Origin of the sequence: Myroides sp. DW712 (assembly GCF_046557355.1) — a bacterium.
GTDB lineage: Bacteria > Bacteroidota > Bacteroidia > Flavobacteriales > Flavobacteriaceae > Flavobacterium.
On record NZ_JBKFDO010000001.1, the window covers coordinates 143632 to 163610 of the forward strand.

Sequence of the window (19979 nt, forward strand, 5' to 3'; positions counted from 1 at the left end):
AAGTATAGAGCCAATAAATTATGGAAACAGTACATTATATCAGTTCAGATGTATTTACAATTGAAAAATTAAATGAGATTATTACCCAAAATCAAAAGTTGGACATCTCGGAAGAAGCACGTGCAAATATTGTAAATTGTCGTGCGTATCTGGACAATAAAATGGAAACACAAAAAGATCCAATCTACGGGATTAACACTGGATTTGGGTCGTTGTGTAATGTGAAGATTAACGATAGTGATTTAACCAAGTTACAAGAAAATTTAATGAAATCTCATGCTTGTGGTGCGGGTGAAATTGTGCCGAATGAGATTGTGAAAATCATGTTGTTGTTGAAGGTAAAATCATTGAGCTATGGAAATTCTGGTGTTCAACTAGAAACGGTAGAGCGTTTGGTTGATTTCTTTAATCACGATATTTTACCTGTGGTGTATACCCAAGGTTCCTTAGGGGCATCTGGAGATTTAGCGCCTTTGGCTCACTTGACTTTGCCGTTGATTGGTGAGGGAGAAGTAGTGTATGAAGGATTTAGACAACCTGCGAGTAAGGTATTGGAGAAAATGGGATGGGCGCCTATTCAGCTGAAATCGAAAGAAGGATTGGCTTTGCTGAATGGAACGCAATTCATGAGTGCTTATGGATGCTATGTCATGATTAAATCCAAGAAGATGTCTTACTTGGCTGATTTGATTGCTGCAGTTTCTCTAGAGGGATTCGATGGTAGAATTGAGCCTTTTAATGAGTTGATTCACCACGTAAGACCGCACCGCGGGCAAATTGAAACGGCTTCTTTCTTCAATGAAGTTCTAGAAGGATCAGAATTGATTTCACGTGACAAAGAACATGTGCAAGATCCGTATTCTTTTCGCTGTATTCCACAAGTACATGGAGCATCTAAGGATGCAATTGATTATGTGGCAAAAGTATTTAAAACGGAGATTAACTCTGTAACAGATAATCCAAACGTATTTTATAAGGATGATTTAGTCGTGTCTGGTGGAAACTTCCACGGACAACCATTAGCTTTGGCTTTTGATTTCTTGGGTATTGCCTTGGCTGAATTAGGGAATATCTCTGAAAGACGTACATATCAATTAATTTCTGGCTTGAGAGGGTTGCCAGCGTTCTTGGTTTCTAATCCAGGGTTAAATTCTGGTTTTATGATCCCTCAATATACCGCAGCGAGTATCGTAAGTCAAAACAAACACTTGGCGAATCCAACGAGTACAGATAGTATTGTGTCGAGTAACGGACAAGAGGATCACGTGAGTATGGGAGCAAATGGAGCAACAAAGACGTTGCGTATTATTGATAACTTAGAGCGTATCTTAGCAATTGAGTTGTTTAATGCGGCACAGGCGTTAGAATTTAGACGCCCAGCGAAATCAAGTGAATTTATCGAATCGTTCGTCAAGTCGTATCGCGAAGAGGTACCTTTTGTTTCAGAAGACCGCATCTTGCATTATGATATCGAGAAGACTATTGCGTTTTTAGGAAGTTTTCAAATCGATTTAGAAGAATAATCGCGTTTTTTTAAAACCACTCATATAAAAGCTGCATCTTTTTTTAAAAAAGAGATGCAGCTTTTTATTATATTGTTATCTTTGTTTTTATGTATTAAAAAATAATTGTTCATCGTTGATTACAAGCAATAAATTAAAAATACTGAACGATCCAATCTATGGATTTATCTCTATTCCCAATTCATTCGTTTATGATTTGATTGAGCATCCTTATTTTCAAAGATTAAGGAGGATTTCTCAAATGGGCGTGTCGTATCTGGTGTATCCAGGGGCACATCATACTCGTTTTCATCACGCTTTAGGCTGCATGCACTTGATGCAGAAAGCTGTGCAAGTACTTCGTTTTAAAAATATAGCCATTTCAGAGGAAGAGGAAACGGCATTGTATGTCGCCATTCTATTGCACGACATTGGACATGGTCCCTTTTCACACGCCATGGAAGAAAGTATTGTTGAAGGGGTGCATCACGAAGCAATTTCGCTTTACTTTATGCATCAGTTGAATAAAGAATTCCACGGAAAGCTTGACTTAGCCATTCAAATTTTTAAAGGAGAATATCACCGTCAATTTATGTTGCAATTGATTTCGGGTCAGTTGGATATGGATCGTATGGATTATCTGAAAAGAGATAGTTTTTACAGCGGTGTAGCAGAGGGAGATATTAATTCAGCACGTTTGATTCAGATGCTTAATGTAGTAGATGATCAATTGGTTGTGGAGGAAAAAGGAGTGTATTCAGTAGAGATGTTTTTAGTAGGACGTCGCTTGATGTATTGGCAAGCTTATCTCCATAAAACCAGTGTGTGTGCAGAATTGATTTTGGTACGTATCCTAAAGAGAGCCAAGGAATTGGTGCATAAAGGGGTATCATTATGGGGAAGTTCTGCTTTGTTATTTTTTTTAGAGCACCAAGGGGAATTTGAAGATTTCGAACAAATTGCCTTGGAGCAATTTGCCCTCTTAGATGATTCAGATATTGTAAGTGCATTGAAGTCGTGGCAGTTTCACGATGACTTCGTTTTGTCTCAATTGAGCCAGATGATTGTCAATCGAAAATTGTTGCGCATCGAAATGATAGAAAACAAGAAATTAGTTAAAGAAAAGTGGAAAAAATGTTTAGCGGACGTTCAGGCGAAAAATAATATTTCGGCGGAATGGGCAAGCTATTTTGTGTTTAAAGGAAAGGTTAGAAATCAGGCCTATAGCAAAGATAAGGAGCCAATTATGATTGTGAGAAAAGATGGACAAGTGGCGGATGTGTTAGCCGTTTCGGATCAATTAAATCTCAAAGCATTAACAAAACCAGTGACAAAGCACTTCGTTTGTTATCCAAAAAGCGTTTTTGAAAGTTAATTTTCAATTATATTTTATATTTTTGCGGTGATGAAAATAACAGCAGAACAAATAGCGTCAGTATTAGAGGGGGAAATAGTTGGGAATCCTCAAGAAGAGGTATCTACATTAGCGAAGATTGAAGAAGGGGCAAAAGGCTCTATTTCGTTTTTAGCTAATCCAAAGTATGTCCATTATATCTATACCACCAAAGCATCGGTTGTCATTGTAAATAAGACATTTGAACCTGAGAATGAAGTGGAAGCAACATTAATTAAAGTGGAGGATGCCTACAAAGCATTTTCTAAACTCTTGGAATATTATAATCAAGTGAAATTAATGAAATCTGGAATCGAGCAACCAAGTGTTATCTCGGACGGAGCTACTTATGGCACAGACTTATATTTAGGTAGTTTTTGCTATGTGGGTAAAAACACTAAAATAGGAAATAATGTAAAGATTTATCCTAATACCTTTATTGGAGATAATGTGGTGATTGGGGATAATACCGTCCTGTTTGCAGGTGTGCGTGTTTATTCAGAATCAATCATTGGAGCAGGTTGTACACTTCATGCAGGTACCATTATTGGATCTGATGGATTTGGTTTTGCACCAAATGGCGATGGAACATACAGTAAAGTACCACAAATTGGAAACGTGATTATTGAAGATAATGTAGAGATTGGAGCGGCAACAACCATTGACCGCGCTACTTTAGGGTCTACTATTATCCGCAAAGGCGTGAAATTAGATAATCAAATTCAAATTGCTCATAACGTTGAAATTGGTGAAAATACCGTAATTGCCTCTCAAACAGGAGTAGCAGGGTCAACGAAAATTGGCAAGAATTGCATGATTGGAGGACAAGTGGGAATCGTAGGACACCTAACTATAGGGGATAATGTAAAGATTCAGGCACAGTCTGGAGTAACAAAGAATTTAGAGTCGAATATTGCTGTTCAGGGATCACCAGCTATTGGTCATACGGATTTCCTGAAATCATACAGCCACTTTAGAAATCTACCGAAGATTGTAGATGATTTAGAAGGACTAAAGAACGAGAAATAGTATAACCTATCGAGATACAAAAAGATTTTATTATGGTTAAGCAAAAAACCATCCAAAGTGAAGTTACCCTAGAAGGAGTTGGATTACACACAGGGCAAAATGTTGTGATGACATTAAAACCTGCGCCAATTAACAATGGGTTTACTTTTGTCAGAGTGGATTTAGAAGGGCATCCTGTGATTGAGGCAGATGCAAATTATGTTGTTAATACACAACGCGGTACAAACTTAGAGAAAAAAGGAGTACGTGTTCAGACTACAGAGCATGTGTTAGCTGCTTTTATCGGTTGCGATTTAGATAACGTAATCGTAGAGTTAAACGCATCTGAACCACCAATTATGGATGGGTCATCCAAGTATTTTGTGGAAGCCGTTGAAAAAGCGGGTGTTGTAGAACAAGACGCAGAAAGAGAGGAGTACATCGTAAAAGAAGTAATTTCGTATGTGGATGAAACTACAGGTAGTGAAATCATTGTAATGCCAGCAGACAGTTACCAAGTAACAACGATGGTAGATTTCGGTACAAAGGTTTTAGGTACACAAAATGCTACTTTAAAAGATATGAATGATTTTAAAGTGGAGATTTCTGAGGCGCGTACTTTCAGCTTTTTACATGAATTAGAAGCTTTATTGGCCAATGGGTTAATTAAAGGTGGAGATTTAAATAATGCTATTGTGTATGTAGATAAAGAAATTTCTGCCGAAACGATGGGGCATTTGAAAAAGGCTTTCGGGAAAGATGAAATTAGTGTAAAATCTAATGGAGTTTTAGATAACTTAACGCTTCACTACCCAAATGAAGCAGCAAGGCATAAATTATTGGATGTGATTGGAGATTTAGCTTTGATTGGAACTCGTATTCGAGGAAAGGTTATCGCAAATAAACCAGGACATTCCGTTAATACGAATTTCGCTAAGAAAATGTCGAAGATTATTCGCAATGAAAAGCGCAATCAAGTTCCATCGTATGATTTAAACCAGGAGCCTTTGATGGATGTGAATAAAATCATGTCTTTACTTCCACACAGACCTCCGTTCTTGTTGGTGGACAAAATATTGGAGATGAGTGATAAACATGTGGTTGGGTTGAAAAACGTAACCATGAATGAACCTTTCTTTGTGGGGCACTTTCCTGGAGCTCCAGTTATGCCAGGGGTTCTTATCGTAGAGGCGATGGCACAAACAGGAGGGATCTTAATCTTAAGTTCTGTTCCAGATCCAGAGAATTATATTACGTTGTTTATGAAAATAGACAATGTTCGATTTAGAAATCAAGTACTTCCAGGAGATACCTTGGTGTTCAAGTTAGAACTTTTAACACCAATCCGAAGAGGTATCTGTCATATGCAGGCAACAGCTTATGCAAATGGTAAAATTACCACAGAAGCAGAGCTAATGGCTCAAATAGTAAAAAAACAAAATTAAACAAAAGAGTATGAATCAGCCTTTAGCATATGTGCATCCGGGTGCGAAAATTGCACGCAATGTTGTAATAGAACCATTTACTACGATTCATAATAATGTAGAAATTGGAGAAGGTAGTTGGATTGGATCTAACGTGACGATTATGGAGGGAGCTCGTATTGGTAAAAATTGTAAGATTTTTCCTGGAGCTGTGATTTCTGCTGAACCACAAGATTTAAAATTCGAAGGAGAAGTAACTACAGTTGAAATTGGTGATAACACAACTATTCGTGAATGTGTAACCATTAATAGAGGAACAAGAGATAGATACAAAACCGTGGTAGGAAAAAATTGCTTGATTCAAGCGTATAGCCATATTGCACACGATTGTATTATTGGTGATAATTGTATCTTCTCAAACTCAAGTACGTTAGCTGGACACGTAACCGTAGGAGACTATGTGGTATTAGCGGGTCTAGTAGCTGTACATCAATTCTGTACGATTGGATCTCATTCGTTTGTAACAGGTGGTACGCTTGTACGTAAAGATGTGCCTCCGTATATTAAAGCGGCGAGAGAGCCTATCTCTTATGCAGGAATCAACTCAGTTGGTTTGCGTAGAAGAGGATATGAACCAGAAAAAATAAGAGAAATTCAAGAAATCTATCGAATTTTATTTCAAAAGAACTATAATACTAGTCAAGCACTAGAGATTATAGAAACTGAAATGGAAGCAACTCCAGAACGAGATGAAATTATAATGTTTGTTCGCAATAGTTCAAGAGGAATTATGCGTGGATATTCAGGAATGTATTAATAATAAAATAAAGACGTAAAAAATGGCAACAACTTCAGATATTAGAAATGGTTTGTGTATCCGTCATAACAATGACATATACAAGATTACAGAATTCTTACACGTTAAACCAGGAAAAGGACCTGCATTTGTTAGAACAAAAATGAAAAGTTTAACAACGGGAAGAGTATTAGAAAATACGTTTTCTGCAGGCCATAAAATTGATCCTGTTCGCGTTGAAACACATAAATTCCAATACTTATACCCAGAAGGAGATCAGTTTCACTTCATGAACGTAGAATCTTATGAGCAAATTACGTTGTTAAAAGATATCTTAGACGCTCCAGATTTGTTGAAAGAAGGGGAGATGGTAATGGTTCAAATTAATACAGAAACAGATATGCCTTTGGCAGTAGATATGCCTGCTTCTGTAGTTTTGGAAGTAACCTATACTGAGCCAGGCGTAAAAGGAAATACAGCAACCAATGCAACGAAACCAGCAACGGTTGAAACAGGAGCTGCTGTAAACGTACCTTTATTTATCAACGAAGGAGATAAAATCAAAATTGATACGGCTACAGGTTCTTATATTGAGCGTATCAAAGAATAGTCTAAATAGAGAAAATGCGTTTTTCAAAAGTTCAAGATTTACAAACTATAGCCGAAATAATCGGTTGTAAATTTGTGGGATCAGGTGATTTTCCCGTGTATGGTATGAATGAAATTCACGTCGTACAAGAAGGAGAAATTGTATTTGTGGACCATCCCAAATACTATGATAAAGCTTTAAATTCGAATGCTACCATTATCTTGATTAACAAGGATGTGGAATGCCCAGAAGGAAAAGCGTTATTGATATCAGATGATCCATTTAGGGATTTCAATACCTTATCGAAGTATTTTAATCCGTTTAAACCTGCAACGCAATTACAGGCTAAAGATGCGCAAATTGGAGCGGGAACGATTATTCAACCAGGAGCTTTCATAGGAAGCAATGTGGTGATTGGAACGAATTGTTTGATTCATCCCAATGTAGTTATCTACGATGGAACCATAATTGGTAATAATGTTGTAATTCACGCAGGGACAGTCTTAGGAGCCGATGCTTTCTATTATAAAAAGAGACCTGAAGGATTTGATCCTTTAGTTTCTTGTGGTAGAGTGGTAATCGAAGATAACGTAGGAATTGGTGCGGCTTGTACAATTGACCGTGGAGTAACGGGAGATACCACCATCAAAGAAGGAGCTAAAATTGACAATCAAGTGCATATTGGACATGATACCGTAATTGGCGTGCGTTGTTTGATTGCTGCCCAAACGGGTATTGCAGGATGTGTAGTGATTGAAGATGAAGTAACGCTTTGGGGGCAGGTAGGTACAACCAGTGGAATTACCATTGGAACCAAGGCAGTTGTGTTAGCTCAATCAGGTGTGTCAAAAAGTTTAGAGGGCGGAAAAGTGTATTTTGGCTCTCCAGCAGAAGAGGCACGTGATAAGATGAAACAGTTAGCTAATGTAAAGAGAATACCAGCTATGTTAGAAGAACTGAAAAAATTGCAGCATAGCTAGTCTAGTCGGGTAAAAGAATAGATAATTAATCGTTAATTGTGAAGCTTATTTGACGAAGATTACACCTAAAAAGTTTTAAAGCTGATTAGAATTGTTTATTTTTGTAGGTAGTAAGTTTTAAAAATAAATAAAAACAAGATCATGAGTGTTTTAGTAAATAAAGATTCAAAAATAATCGTTCAAGGATTTACTGGAAGCGAAGGTACTTTTCATGCTTCTCAGATGATTGAATATGGTACAAATGTGGTAGGTGGTGTAACGCCTGGAAAAGGGGGAACTAGTCATTTAGATCGTCCAGTATTCAACACGGTTTCAGAAGCAGTTGAAAAAGCGGGTGCTGATACATCCATCATCTTCGTACCGCCTGCATTTGCTGCAGACGCTATTATGGAAGCTGCAGACGCTGGTATCAAAGTAATTATTTGTATTACTGAAGGTATTCCAGTTGCTGATATGATTAAAGCTTATGACTACATTAAAACAAGAGATTGTAGATTAGTAGGACCAAACTGTCCAGGAGTAATCACTCCAGGAGAAGCTAAAGTAGGTATTATGCCAGGTTTCGTATTCAAAAAAGGAACGGTAGGAATCGTTTCTAAATCAGGAACGTTAACTTATGAAGCAGCTGACCAAGTAGTGAAAGAAGGTTTAGGTATCACAACTGCAATTGGAATTGGTGGAGATCCAATCATCGGAACCACAACTAGAGAAGCAGTACAATTGTTAATGGCTGACCCAGAAACAGAAGCAATCATCATGATTGGTGAAATTGGAGGACAGTTAGAAGCTGACGCTGCAAGATGGATTAAAGAAAATGGAAATAAAAAACCAGTTATCGGATTCATCGCTGGAGAAACTGCACCGAAAGGAAGAACAATGGGACACGCAGGTGCTATTGTTGGTGGAGCAGATGATACAGCTGCTGCAAAGAAAAGAATCATGAGTGAATGTGGAATTCACGTGGTTGATTCTCCTGCTGAAATCGGAAAAAAAGTAAAAGAAGTTTTAGGATAATAAAAAAAACCACATCGTAGATGTGGTTTTTTGTTTACGGTTCAGCGTTAACTGTTTACAGTGTAATGAATACAATAAAAAAAGTGAGTTATAAAATTAATGACTCACTTTTTTATTTCAGTAATAGTAATTCTTACCGTCAACTGTAAACAGTCAACCGTCAACAAAAAAAGCTGTCGAAAGACAGCTTTTTTTTTATTATCTCAATTGAGCGCCAATATTGTTTTCTAACTGGTATTGGATTTTGCCCATAATCTTCTCAATTTGGCTTTCAGTCAATGTTTTTGTACTGTCTTCCATCAGGATTGAAATAGCATAGGATTTTTTGCCATCTTCAATCTTATCTCCTTGGTATACGTCGAATAAAGTAACGTCTTTAATGATGCTTTTATCTACTTGTTTAACCAAGTTAAAGATTTCGTCAAAGGTTACTTTTTCATCCAATAACAAAGCGTAATCTCGTTTTACTGTTGGGAATTTATTCAAATCCGTGAATTTGATTTTACCGCTTACTAGTTTTAAAATCGCATCCCATCGGAAATCGGCATAGCTTACTTCTTGTTTGATGTCAAAATGCTTGGTTACAGCCTTTTTAAGCACGCCAAAATCAACAATCGCTTCTTTACCTACAAAATAAGTAATACCCTCTGAAAACACGTCATTTTGTGTTGGTTGCGTTGTGAACTTCGAAATCCCCAAACGGTTTAAGATGCTGATGATATAACCTTTGAATTCAAAGAAGTCACTTGGTTTTTGTGCCGCATTCCACGAAGTGGGCGTACTATTGCCAGTTACGAATAAAGCGAAGTGTTTATTTTCTTCGAAGTTATTCAACATCTTGTGGTATGTTTTTCCGAATTCAAATAGGCGTAAATCGCTATTTTTTCTATTGATATTGTAAGAAATAGACTCTAATCCACCGAACAATAACGATTGTCTCATAGCAGATAAGTCAGCACTTAATGGGTTGACGATATCCACTTGATAGCTCTTGTTGATATTTTCAGATAATTCACTATATGTGGGAGTAGTCAAGGAGTTATTCATGATTTCATGGAACCCTTGTGCGACCAACTGATTAGCGATAATATTTTGAACGCGGTGATCTTCTGTTCGGGAACTATTAGAAATCGTCGCATTTAATTTAGACGAGAAACTGATATTGTTGTATCCGTACACGCGTAAAATCTCTTCGATTACGTCGATTTCTCTTGTTACATCCGCACGGTAAGCTGGAACTGTGATTCCTAGTCCTACATCAGACATGCTGTGTACTTTGATATCTAGCGATACTAAGATGGTTTTGATGGTTTCTTTAGAAATATCTTCCCCTAAGATGCGGTTGATGTTATTGAAATTTAAGAAAACTGAATGATCTTCTACTTTTTTCGGATATAAATCAACAATATCTGAGGTGATTTCTCCACCAGCAACACTTTGAATCAATAAAGCCGCATGTTTTAATGCGTATTCCGTAATTGAAGGGTCGATACCTCGTTCAAAACGGAAAGAAGAGTCGGTATTTAAGCTGTGTCTTTTTGCTGTTTTTCTAACACTAACAGGGTTGAAATACGCACTTTCTAAGAAAATAGTTGTAGTATTTTCTGAAACCGCAGATTTTAATCCACCGAATACCCCTGCGATACACATTGGTCCGTTTTCGTCGCAGATCATTAAATCATCTGCGTGTAAGCTGCGCTCGACTCCATCTAAAGTAACAAATTTTGTTCCTTCCGCTACGGTTTTTACAATTACTTTGCTTCCTTTGATTTTAGCTGCATCAAAAGCGTGTAACGGTTGACCTAAATCGTGTAATACGTAGTTGGTTACATCGACGATATTATTTTTAGGCGTAATTCCGATTGATTTTAAGCGATTTTGTAACCACTCTGGCGAAGGTTTTACTTCAATACCCGAGATGGTCACGCCACAATAACGTGGTGCTTTCTTGTAGTCTTCTACAACAACATCCATTTTCAGCGTACGGCGTTCTACTTTAAATTTACTTACGGCTGGTGTAATTAACTCTTTGTGTGGAGTCTCAATAGTAGGATTTTGCAATAGACCTGCACGCAAATCTCTTGCAACTCCCCAGTGACTCATTGCATCTGAACGGTTCGGTGTTAAGCCGATTTCAAAAACTTGATCGGTTGTAATATTGAAAATAGTTGCTGCAGGTGTACCTGGAGCGATAGATTCGTCTAAAACTAGGATTCCACTTCCGTCTGTTCCAATGCCTAATTCTACAGCAGAACAAATCATACCGAAGCTTTCTTCTCCTCTGATTTTACCTTTTTTAATTTGAAATGCATTTCCTTCGGCATCGTACAATTCAGTGCCAATAGTTGCAACAGGCACTTTTTGTCCCGCTGCTACGTTTGGAGCACCACAAACAATTTGTACTGGTTCTCCCGTTCCTAAATCAACTTTTGTAACATTTAATTTATCTGCATTGGGGTGTTTAGTGCAAGATAATACATGTCCAACAACAACTCCTTTTAAACCTCCTTTTAAGCTTTCATATTGAGTAACTCCCTCAACTTCAAGACCTAAATCCGTCAAAATCTCTGATGTCTGTTCTGGCGTGATGTCTAACTTAATGAATTGCTTTAACCAATTGTATGAAATATGCATTCGAAAATAATTTTATTGAAGGCAAATATACGGATTGCCTTAGTTTAAGTGAAATAATTTTGGTGTTAATATTTAAAATCTATCCTTCGTTTGTTTACAAGAACTTTTTGCGAATAGATGGACTGGGAATCATACAGGTGTCCTTTTTACCATACCATTTATAGCGGTTTTTTGCGATGTAATCGTAAAGCGAATCTGCTAGTTTAGTGGGTAAAATCATAAAAATAGACAAAAGAGAATACCAGCCTCCTAAATATTTAGCAATCATCAGCGCTGCTTGGGATTTAACGTAATACGCCTCGCCGGGAATATACAGGATAATACTGTCCGTTTGGGTGCGATCCACACCAATTTGCTGTAGAATTTTTTGCCCTATTTCCGAGTTCAACGAGGTGAAGCGGAATTGATCTCGTCGATCAGCGACGATAACCTTGTTGACTACATTGTCACAAAGATTACATACGCCGTCAAAAAGGACGATTTTCTTGTCTTTAGGAAGTTGTTCTATCATTTTTTGCGTTCTACCATTTCAAGTTGATCAATATGTACCTTTGACGTAAAGAAACCATAATTTACCGTGGCGGTTTTCTTTTCTATACTGTCAATCGTTCCAACAGCTCTTCCTTCTAACATTCTGACGCGATCACCCACCTTGAGCGGGAATTTTGTCTTGTTGCTTTCTTCTTGCTGTTTTTGTATTTCTTTTTTCTCTTTCTTTTCCTTGCGGATGACTTCTACCTTTTTTTCTACTTCTTGAAGGAGAACTTTTTGTGCTTCTTCTTTTTTCTTTTTCTCTTGTAGCGTGATTTTCTTGCGCTTGGAGTTCTCAATTTCGACGACCTTCAGAATCTCGCTAAACAAGGCTTTCTTGCTCTTGTTGTTGAAGTATTTTTCGGCTAAATCATCTAATTTATTTCCCAAATACACCAAACGTTGGTTGGAGTCGTATAGCTCTTGGTAACGCTCTAATTTGTCTTGTACTTTGGCGTTAATCCCTTCTAGCTTCTTGCTTTCTTCTCTTGCTTTTGTTTCTTCTTCTTTCAGGTTTTGAGAGGTGCGTTCCAGCTTGTGTCTTTCTTTCTGTAAGTTGGCAATGGTTTTGTCAAAGCGAACTTTTTCCGTTTCTACTTTCTTCTTGGCGCGGTTGATTAAGCTAAAAGGAATCCCGTTTTTTTGTGCTACCTCAAAGGTGAAGGAACTACCCGCCTGACCAATATTTAGTTTGTACAAGGGCTCTAGCGATTTTTCGTCGAAAAGCATATTTGCATTGGTTGCACTCGGCAATTGATCAGCTAAAATCTTCAGGTTCGTATAGTGAGTCGTAATAATACCATAGGCCTCTCTGTCGTAGAATTCCTCTAAAAAAACTTCAGCTAAGGCTCCCCCCAATTCAGGATCAGAACCCGTTCCAAATTCATCAATTAAAAATAAGGTATTTGAATTACATTTCTTGAGAAAATAATTCATATTTTTTAATCGATAGCTATATGTACTTAAATGGTTTTCAATTGATTGGTTGTCGCCAATGTCCGTTAAGATGCGATCAAATAAAAAGGTGTGGCTACGCTCGTGTACCGGAATTAACAAGCCCGATTGCAACATCAGTTGGAGTAATCCAACCGTTTTTAGGGTGATACTCTTTCCACCAGCATTGGGTCCTGAAATCACAATAATGCGACTGTCTTGATCCAATTGAATCGTTTGTGGATGCGTTACTTTTCTTTTTTCTTTGTTGCTCAACCATAAAATAGGGTGGTAGGCTTCTCGGAAATACACTGTTTTTTCCTCTCGAATCTCAGGCAATAAACCGTTAATTTTTAAGGCGTATTTTGCTTTTCCTGCGGTAATGTCCAGTAAGGTTAAGTATTGGGTGTACTCCAACAACAAGTCTCGAAATGGACGAATAGTATTGGTCAGGGTCTTTAAAATACGAACGATTTCCTCGCGTTCCTCGTATTCTAAGTTACCTAATTCTCTTGAAAAGTTTAAGGTTGCTTCGGGTTCAATATACACAATACTTCCCGTTTTAGATTGACCTAAAACGCTTCCCTTTACCTTGCGACGATGCATAGCTATAACGGCTAAAACACGGCGGTTATCCACAATAGTCTCTCGGATATCATCTAAATAACCTGCGCTATTGTATTGAGACAAAGCAAAACCAAAACTTTGATTAATCTTACCACGAACAAGGTTGATGCTCTTGCGGATGGAAAGTAAATCAACCGAGGCATTGTCCTTGATCTCCCCATACTTATCGACCACATGTTCAATTTCTTTTAAAATGCTTTTCTCTAACGTGAGGGTAGCAGTATCAGTGGAGAGGTGAGGGTAATAATCACTGAATTTTTTAAAATAAGCAATTAAATTACTCGTGGTCTCTGTAAGGTTGTATATTTTCTTGAAACTATTCAGTTCTAAGAAGCTGTCTTCAATACCCAAAAATTTGAGCTCATAGTCAATGCCATCAAAGTAGTGATTGGGAATGACGTTGTTATTTGTGAAGGACGCTAAATATTCTGACGTTTGTTGTAGGGCATGTAGGGTTTGTTCTTTGGTTTTGTAAGGAACAATCTCCATGGCCAATTCCTTCCCGCTTTCTGTTACGCATAGGTTAGAAACGAAGGATAAAACGGTGTTAAATTCTAAATCTTGTAAAGTCTTGTTATTAATCGATGTCATGTGTTATGATAAGATTATCAAGCAAAAATACTACTTATTTGTGGAAAACAAGAGAGAAGAGGGAGAAAGATATCTTGCATCGCGATAGAAAAAAAGAAGCTGTAAAGAAGAATAACGTATCTTTGTTAGAGGAGTCTGTATAAAGCGAAAAAAATGAAAAATAACAATTGGATTGAAGAAGTGATAGAGGCCTTAAGTGATGTTGTGGAATACAGAACACTTGCCAAAGGAGAAACTTTATTAGCGATTGGCGATGTCTGTAATTATGTGGGACGAGTAGACCAAGGAATTATGCGGATGTATTACTCCAATGAATCCAATCAAGACATTTCCTTTTCCTTTTATCTCCCTGGCGATGTGTTTACAAATTATGAAGGCTTGTTGAAAGAGCAGGTTTCTACTATGGAAATTCAAGCGATGACAGCAGTACGTGTTACCTTACTACCGAAAAAAGAATTATTTGCATTATATGAATCGTCTTTTCATTGGCAGAAAATTGGGCGATTGATGTCGGATGCTATGTTCTTACATGCTAAGGAACGCATTGATTTCTTGTTGTTTCTCACCCCTGAGCAGCGCTATCGATACCTGATGCGTGAACAACCGCAAATTATACAGCTACTTTCTCAAAAGGATATTGCCAGTTATTTAGGAATCCAGCCTCAATCTTTATCGCGTATAAAAAAGAGATTGGCTTTAACTAACTAGTTGGATTTAAGGGCAGTATTGAGGAAGTCAAAGATTCTTTTTGCTTCCCTGATTGAAACAGTAGTACAACAGAAAGGTTGTGTGTTTTATAGACGTATCTCTTGTAAATGGGGATCGAAATCTTGTTTTAGATTGCGTCTTTTAGGTGTGTTTAAAGGGGTGGGTTTTAGGTAAAAGGTAAAGAAAGAGCTTTTTGCTTGTAAAGATGCAGTCGTTTTTAATTCTTGGTAACTTTATTTGATTTTAAGTAGTGTTTTTTTGTTTTTTTGATAATTGTGTTCTTTTTTTAATAGGTATGATGATTATCAGTTCTTTTCTTTGTTAAAAATCAGTAATTTGTAGGGATTTTAAAAAAGAAGGTTTATTAACCCTAAAGAAAAGAAAAAGCTATGAAATATGTATCTGCTCAAGAAGCTGCAAAGGTTGTTCGATCAGGAGATCGCATCTATGTTCACGCTGCAGCGGCAACGCCTAATATTTTAACTAAAGCCATTAGCGATCGGGCGGATGAACTTCGCAATGTCGAATTTTGTCACATTCATACCGAAGGAGAAGCTCCTTATGCGGATCCTGCTTTGGCGGCTAGTTTTCATGTGAATTCTTTTTTTATTGGCAAAAACGTCCGCCATACTTTGGCGGCAGGCAATGGTTCGTATACGCCTGTTTTTTTAAGTGAAGTGCCTTTGCTATTTAGAAAAGGCGTACTACAAGTAGATGTGGTTTTGATTCAAGTTTCTCCACCAGATGAACATGGGTTTTGCTCATTAGGGGTGTCTGTAGAGGCTTGTGTGGCAGCGATGGAACGCGCGCGAATTGTCATTGCACAAGTAAACCCGCAAATGCCACGGACGTTTGGGGATAGCGTATTGCACAGTTCTAAAATTGATTTAGCTGTGGATTGTGATTGCCCAATTTACGCCTCAAAAGAGGTGATTATTTCAGAAAAAGAAGCGACAATTGGAAAATTTGTTGCCAATTTGATAGAGGATGAAAGTACCCTTCAAATGGGGATTGGTTCGATTCCCAATGCCGTTTTGGCACAATTGACTAACCATAAAAACTTAGGACTGCATACAGAGATGTTCTCCGATGGAGTAATTGAGCTGATTCAACGTGGAGTCATTGACTGTTCCAAAAAGAAAATTGCCAAGGGAAGAGCACTGGCGACATTTTTAATTGGCTCGAAAAAACTATACGATTTCGTTGATAATAATCCGTTTATCGTATTGAAAGAATCAAGCTATGTGAATGATACAGCAATTATTCGAAAAAACCCAAAAGTAGTAGCGATTAACTCCGCTATTGAGGTGGATTTAACTGGACAGATTTGTGCGGATTCTATTGGGCATAAGATGTATTCTGGTGTAGGAGGCCAGATGGATTTTGTTCGTGGGGCTTCTCTTAGTGAGGGGGGAAAAGCGATTATTGCGCTAGCCTCTACAAGTAATCAAGGACATAACCGCATTGTGCCTTTCTTACGCCAAGGCGCTGGCGTGGTAACAACACGTGCGCATGCGCAATATATCGTTACGGAATATGGCGTGGCTGATTTGTATGGAAAAACGTTGAAACAACGCGTGGCTGCTATGGCAGAAATTGCACATCCCGATTTTAGAGAAGAAATCCTAAAAGCGTATTTTGATAATATGAAAGCGTGATGCGTGATGCGGGTGAACGGAATAATTAATTTTATAAAAAGCTTGAGTTTTTACTTGAGCTTTTTTTTTTTAGGTGGGGTTTGATGGGGTGAGATTTGGTTAGGTTAGGTTAGGTTAGGTTAGGTTGGGTGAGATTAGGTTAGGTTGGGTGAGATTAGGTTAGGTTAGGTTAGGTTAGGTTAGGTTAGGTTAGGTTAGGTTAGGTTAGGTTAGGTGAGGTGAGGTGAGGTGAGGTGAGGTGAGATTAGGTGAGATTAGGTGAGGTTAGGTGAGGCTGATAAGGAGTATTTAGTTTTGTTAGAAAAGCAAAAGGACAAAAAGATAAAAAGCAAAAAGACAAAAAGCAAAGAACGAAAGCCGAAAGCCGAAAAACAAAGCCCCCTTTGGAAGAGGATTAGTTGAGATTTGTTGAGGGCTGATAAGGAGTATTTAGTTTTGTTAGAAAAGCAAAAAGACAAAAAGGCAAAAAGACAAAAAACCGCCAACAAAGCTGTCAGAAAAAGGGATAAATCGTTATATTTGACATTAAAATAAATAGAAAATCAATGCGTAGAATTAATAGGTTGGCTTGTATAGCTGCACTAGTGGGGAGTATGAGCCTTTATGCACAGCAAACGGCTGTATATACAGGCCCATATGCAACGTTTAATCAGGCTGTGGCCCTGTATAATGAACAAGAGTATTTGGCGGCCCAACTATTGTTTGATAAAATTAAAAAAGAAAATAGTTCTGAAAATAAAGATATAGAAGCCGATTGTGCGTATTATATTGCCAATTGTGCGATTCGATTGGACCAAAGTGGGGCGGAAAACAAAATCGATGATTTTGTGGCAAATTATCCAACGAGTTCCAAACAGAATATTGCGTATATAGAAGCAACGGATTACTACTTTACTCGTGGACAATTTGCTAAGGCAGCTCATTATGCGGCTAAAGTAAAAGATCAGGTAATTGAAACGGAAAAAGTAGCTGATCGTTTCTTTTTTGAAAAGGGATATAGCGCATTCTATATGAAAAATAGAAAAGAAGCTAAAAAATACTTGGAAAAAGTAAGTCAAAAAGGAGAGTGGAGCGAACAGGCAACCTATTACTTAGGGTATATCGCGTACGACACGGATAATTTTGACGATGCTAAAAAACTATTTGAAAAAGTAGAAAGCAAGGAGAAGTACAAGGAAAAAATGGGGTACTTCCAAGCGGATATGAATTTCAAGACAGGAAATTTTGAACAAGCCATTACCGATGGATTGGCTCAAATCGATAAGTCAAATCCTCAAGAAAAATCAGAATTGGCAAAAATTATTGGAGAGAGTTATTTCAACCTCAAGCAATATGATAAAGCTCTACCTTATCTCTTAGCGTACAAAGGGAAAAACGGCAAATGGAACAATACTGATTACTACCAATTGGGGTATGCGTATTATAAGTCCAAAGACTATGAAAAAGCCATTGAGCAATTCAATAAAATTATTGACGGAGATAATGCCATTGCTCAAAATGCGTATTACCACTTAGGGGAAAGTTATTTACACACCCATAAAAAGACACAAGCTTTGAATGCGTTTAAAAATGCGTCTGAAATGCGTTTTGATGCCAGCATTCAAGAAGATGCGTATTTAAACTACGGAAAGTTGAGTTATGATATCGGAAACGCTTATCAAAGTGCGCCCAAAGTAATCAGTGGATTCATGGAGAAATACCCGAGTTCACCTTATCGTGAGGAAATGGAAGGCTTGTTGATTGATTCGTACATCACGTCCAAAAACTTTGCTGAAGCCTTGGTACTTCTAGAGAAAAACAAGACGACGGCCAATAAAGAAGCGTATCAAAAGGTAACGTTTTACCGTGGGTTAGAATTGTTTGCAGAAGGAAAATATGAAGAAGCTTTGTCGATGTTTACTAAATCCTTAGTAGAACGTCAAGATGGGGTGTTTACTGCTCGCGCTTATTATTGGCAAGCCGAATCAAATTATGCTCTCAACAAATTCACAGAAGCCATTTCGTCTTATGTAAGCTTCTTGGGAAGTCCACAGGCAAAAAATACCAACGAATATAAAAATGTAAACTACGGGTTGGGGTATACCTACTTTAAGCAAAAAGAGTACAGTAACGCCGCTAAGCAATTTCAAAGCTTTATTGCAACTGCACCCAAAGATGAGGCGAGACGTATCGATGCGTATCTCCGATTGGGAGATAGTCAATTTGTGGAAGGGAGTTATTGGCCAGCAATGGAAGCATATAACAAGGTGATTGACGCAAATAAAGTAGATGTTGAATATGCGCGTTTTCAAAAAGCGTTGGCCTATGGATTTGTCGATCGTTTGCAGAAAAAAGCAGATGACTTACTTGCCTTTACGAAAGATTATCCAAAATCGAGCTTAGCAGACAATGCATTATATGAATTGGGGATGACTTATGTGGTCATGCAACAACCTCAAAAGGCAACGCCGGTTTTTGATCAGCTATTGAAAAATTATCCAAAGAGCTCGTATGCTTCAAAAGCATTGTTACGCCAAGGGTTGATTCACTATAATGCCAACCGCTCAGATGAAGCTTTGGCAAAATTCAAAGAAGTAGTGGCTCAATATCCAACAAGTGCAGAGGCGATTGAAGCGGTACAAAATGCGCGTTTAGTATATGTGGACCAAGGGAAAGTGGATGAATATGGTGTTTGGGTAAAAGGACTGTCTTTTGTAAGTGTGAGTGATCTAGAGTTAGATAAGGATACCTATGAATCCGCAGAGAAGCAGTATATGCAAAACAATGCGCAGGCAGCGATTGCTGGTTTTGAAAAATATTTAGCGACTTATCCAAAAGGATTAAAAGCGTTACAAGCTCATTTTTATTTGGGACAGCTGTACTATGCAGCTTCCAATGGCAAGAAGGCACAACCGCACTATGCGGCCGTAGTGGAAGGAAATAAAAATGAATACGTAGAGGTGAGTTTATCGCGTTTAGCTGAAATCTACCTCAAAGAAAAAGATACGGATCAAGCGTTGTTGATGTTGAGTCGATTAGAAAATGAGGCGGCACAAGAACAAAATAAAGTATTTGCAAAGTCAAACTTAATGAAGTTGTACTATCAGGAAGAAGATTATACCAATGCGTTGAGTTATGCTGAGCAAGTATTGAAATTGGCAAAAATTGATGATAAAGTGAAGAGTGATGCACAAATCATTATTGCGCGAACAGCTTTTGCTAATAAACAATACGACAAAGCGAAAAAAGGATATGCTGATGTAGCGAAGATTGCTAAAGGAGAATTGGCTGCAGAAGCCTTGTATTACGACGCATTCTTTAAGCGCATGGACAATAAATTTGATGCGTCAAATGAAAGTGTGCAAAAATTAGCCAAAGATTATTCGACCTATAAGTATTATGGCGCCAAGGGATTGGTGTTGATGGCTAAAAACTTCTATAGCTTAAAAGATGCGTACCAAGCGACGTATATCTTGGATAGCGTGATTAAGAATTTTGGAGAATTTGCCGATGTTGTGGCGGAAGCACAACAAGAGTTGAATGCTATTAAAGGGCAAGAGGCGAAAAGCAATTCATCGGTGATACAGTAAGGTTTAATTGAATTAGAAAGTA

General features: G+C 37.8%; 14 protein-coding genes. 11 read left to right on the plus strand and 3 right to left on the minus strand.

Features of this window, described 5'->3' with window-relative positions; all coding sequences use genetic code 11:
- Window positions 1–20 precede the first annotated feature (20 nt).
- From hutH to sucD, 8 genes are all read left to right on the plus strand, one after another.
- Entirely contained in the window at window positions 21–1523 is a 1503-nt protein-coding gene (gene hutH / locus ACLJX0_RS00615; protein ID WP_410877664.1) for a histidine ammonia-lyase, read from the plus strand.
- 115 nt (window positions 1524–1638) lie between these two features.
- Window positions 1639–2877, plus strand: coding sequence for an HD domain-containing protein (locus ACLJX0_RS00620; RefSeq protein WP_410877666.1), 1239 nt, complete (start codon window positions 1639–1641; stop codon window positions 2875–2877).
- Between the two features lie 30 nt (window positions 2878–2907).
- On the plus strand, window positions 2908–3924 hold the full coding sequence (gene lpxD / locus ACLJX0_RS00625) for a UDP-3-O-(3-hydroxymyristoyl)glucosamine N-acyltransferase (protein ID WP_410877668.1): 1017 nt from the start codon (window positions 2908–2910) through the stop codon (window positions 3922–3924).
- 32 nt (window positions 3925–3956) lie between these two features.
- The gene (locus tag ACLJX0_RS00630; RefSeq protein ID WP_410877670.1) at window positions 3957–5348 is read left to right on the plus strand and encodes a bifunctional UDP-3-O-[3-hydroxymyristoyl] N-acetylglucosamine deacetylase/3-hydroxyacyl-ACP dehydratase; all 1392 of its coding nucleotides are present in this window, start codon (window positions 3957–3959) and stop codon (window positions 5346–5348) included.
- Between the two features lie 10 nt (window positions 5349–5358).
- Window positions 5359–6144, plus strand: a complete 786-nt coding sequence (lpxA, locus tag ACLJX0_RS00635; protein ID WP_410877671.1) for an acyl-ACP--UDP-N-acetylglucosamine O-acyltransferase — start codon at window positions 5359–5361, stop codon at window positions 6142–6144.
- Window positions 6145–6166: 22 nt separating this feature from the next.
- Window positions 6167–6733, plus strand: coding sequence for an elongation factor P (gene efp, locus ACLJX0_RS00640; RefSeq protein WP_410877673.1), 567 nt, complete (start codon window positions 6167–6169; stop codon window positions 6731–6733).
- A 14-nt stretch (window positions 6734–6747) separates the two neighbouring features.
- Entirely contained in the window at window positions 6748–7692 is a 945-nt protein-coding gene (locus tag ACLJX0_RS00645) for a UDP-3-O-(3-hydroxymyristoyl)glucosamine N-acyltransferase (RefSeq protein WP_410877675.1), read from the plus strand.
- Between the two features lie 141 nt (window positions 7693–7833).
- Window positions 7834–8706, plus strand: a complete 873-nt coding sequence (gene sucD, locus ACLJX0_RS00650) for a succinate--CoA ligase subunit alpha (RefSeq protein WP_410877676.1) — start codon at window positions 7834–7836, stop codon at window positions 8704–8706.
- 198 nt (window positions 8707–8904) lie between these two features.
- On the opposite strand, the gene pheT is transcribed toward sucD, so the two are convergent.
- The 3 genes from pheT to ACLJX0_RS00665 form a co-directional block, all read right to left on the minus strand.
- A complete protein-coding gene (pheT, locus tag ACLJX0_RS00655) occupies window positions 8905–11340 on the minus strand; it encodes a phenylalanine--tRNA ligase subunit beta (RefSeq protein ID WP_410877677.1) in 2436 nt (811 codons plus the stop codon).
- Between the two features lie 94 nt (window positions 11341–11434).
- Window positions 11435–11851, minus strand: coding sequence for a thiol-disulfide oxidoreductase DCC family protein (locus tag ACLJX0_RS00660; RefSeq protein ID WP_410877679.1), 417 nt, complete (start codon window positions 11849–11851; stop codon window positions 11435–11437).
- On the minus strand, window positions 11848–14022 hold the full coding sequence (locus tag ACLJX0_RS00665; protein WP_410877681.1) for an endonuclease MutS2: 2175 nt from the start codon (window positions 14020–14022) through the stop codon (window positions 11848–11850). The genes ACLJX0_RS00660 and ACLJX0_RS00665 overlap by 4 nt, the downstream gene beginning before the upstream one ends.
- Window positions 14023–14175: 153 nt before the next feature.
- On the opposite strand from ACLJX0_RS00665, the gene ACLJX0_RS00670 reads away from it, so the two are divergent.
- From ACLJX0_RS00670 to ACLJX0_RS00680, 3 genes are all read left to right on the plus strand, one after another.
- A complete protein-coding gene (locus tag ACLJX0_RS00670; RefSeq protein ID WP_410877683.1) occupies window positions 14176–14730 on the plus strand; it encodes a Crp/Fnr family transcriptional regulator in 555 nt (184 codons plus the stop codon).
- A 389-nt stretch (window positions 14731–15119) separates the two neighbouring features.
- Window positions 15120–16388 (plus strand): acetyl-CoA hydrolase/transferase family protein, encoded by a 1269-nt coding sequence (locus ACLJX0_RS00675; RefSeq protein ID WP_410877685.1) that lies wholly within the window; start codon window positions 15120–15122, stop codon window positions 16386–16388.
- 545 nt (window positions 16389–16933) lie between these two features.
- Window positions 16934–19957, plus strand: a complete 3024-nt coding sequence (locus ACLJX0_RS00680) for a tetratricopeptide repeat protein (protein WP_410877687.1) — start codon at window positions 16934–16936, stop codon at window positions 19955–19957.
- Window positions 19958–19979 lie beyond the last annotated feature (22 nt).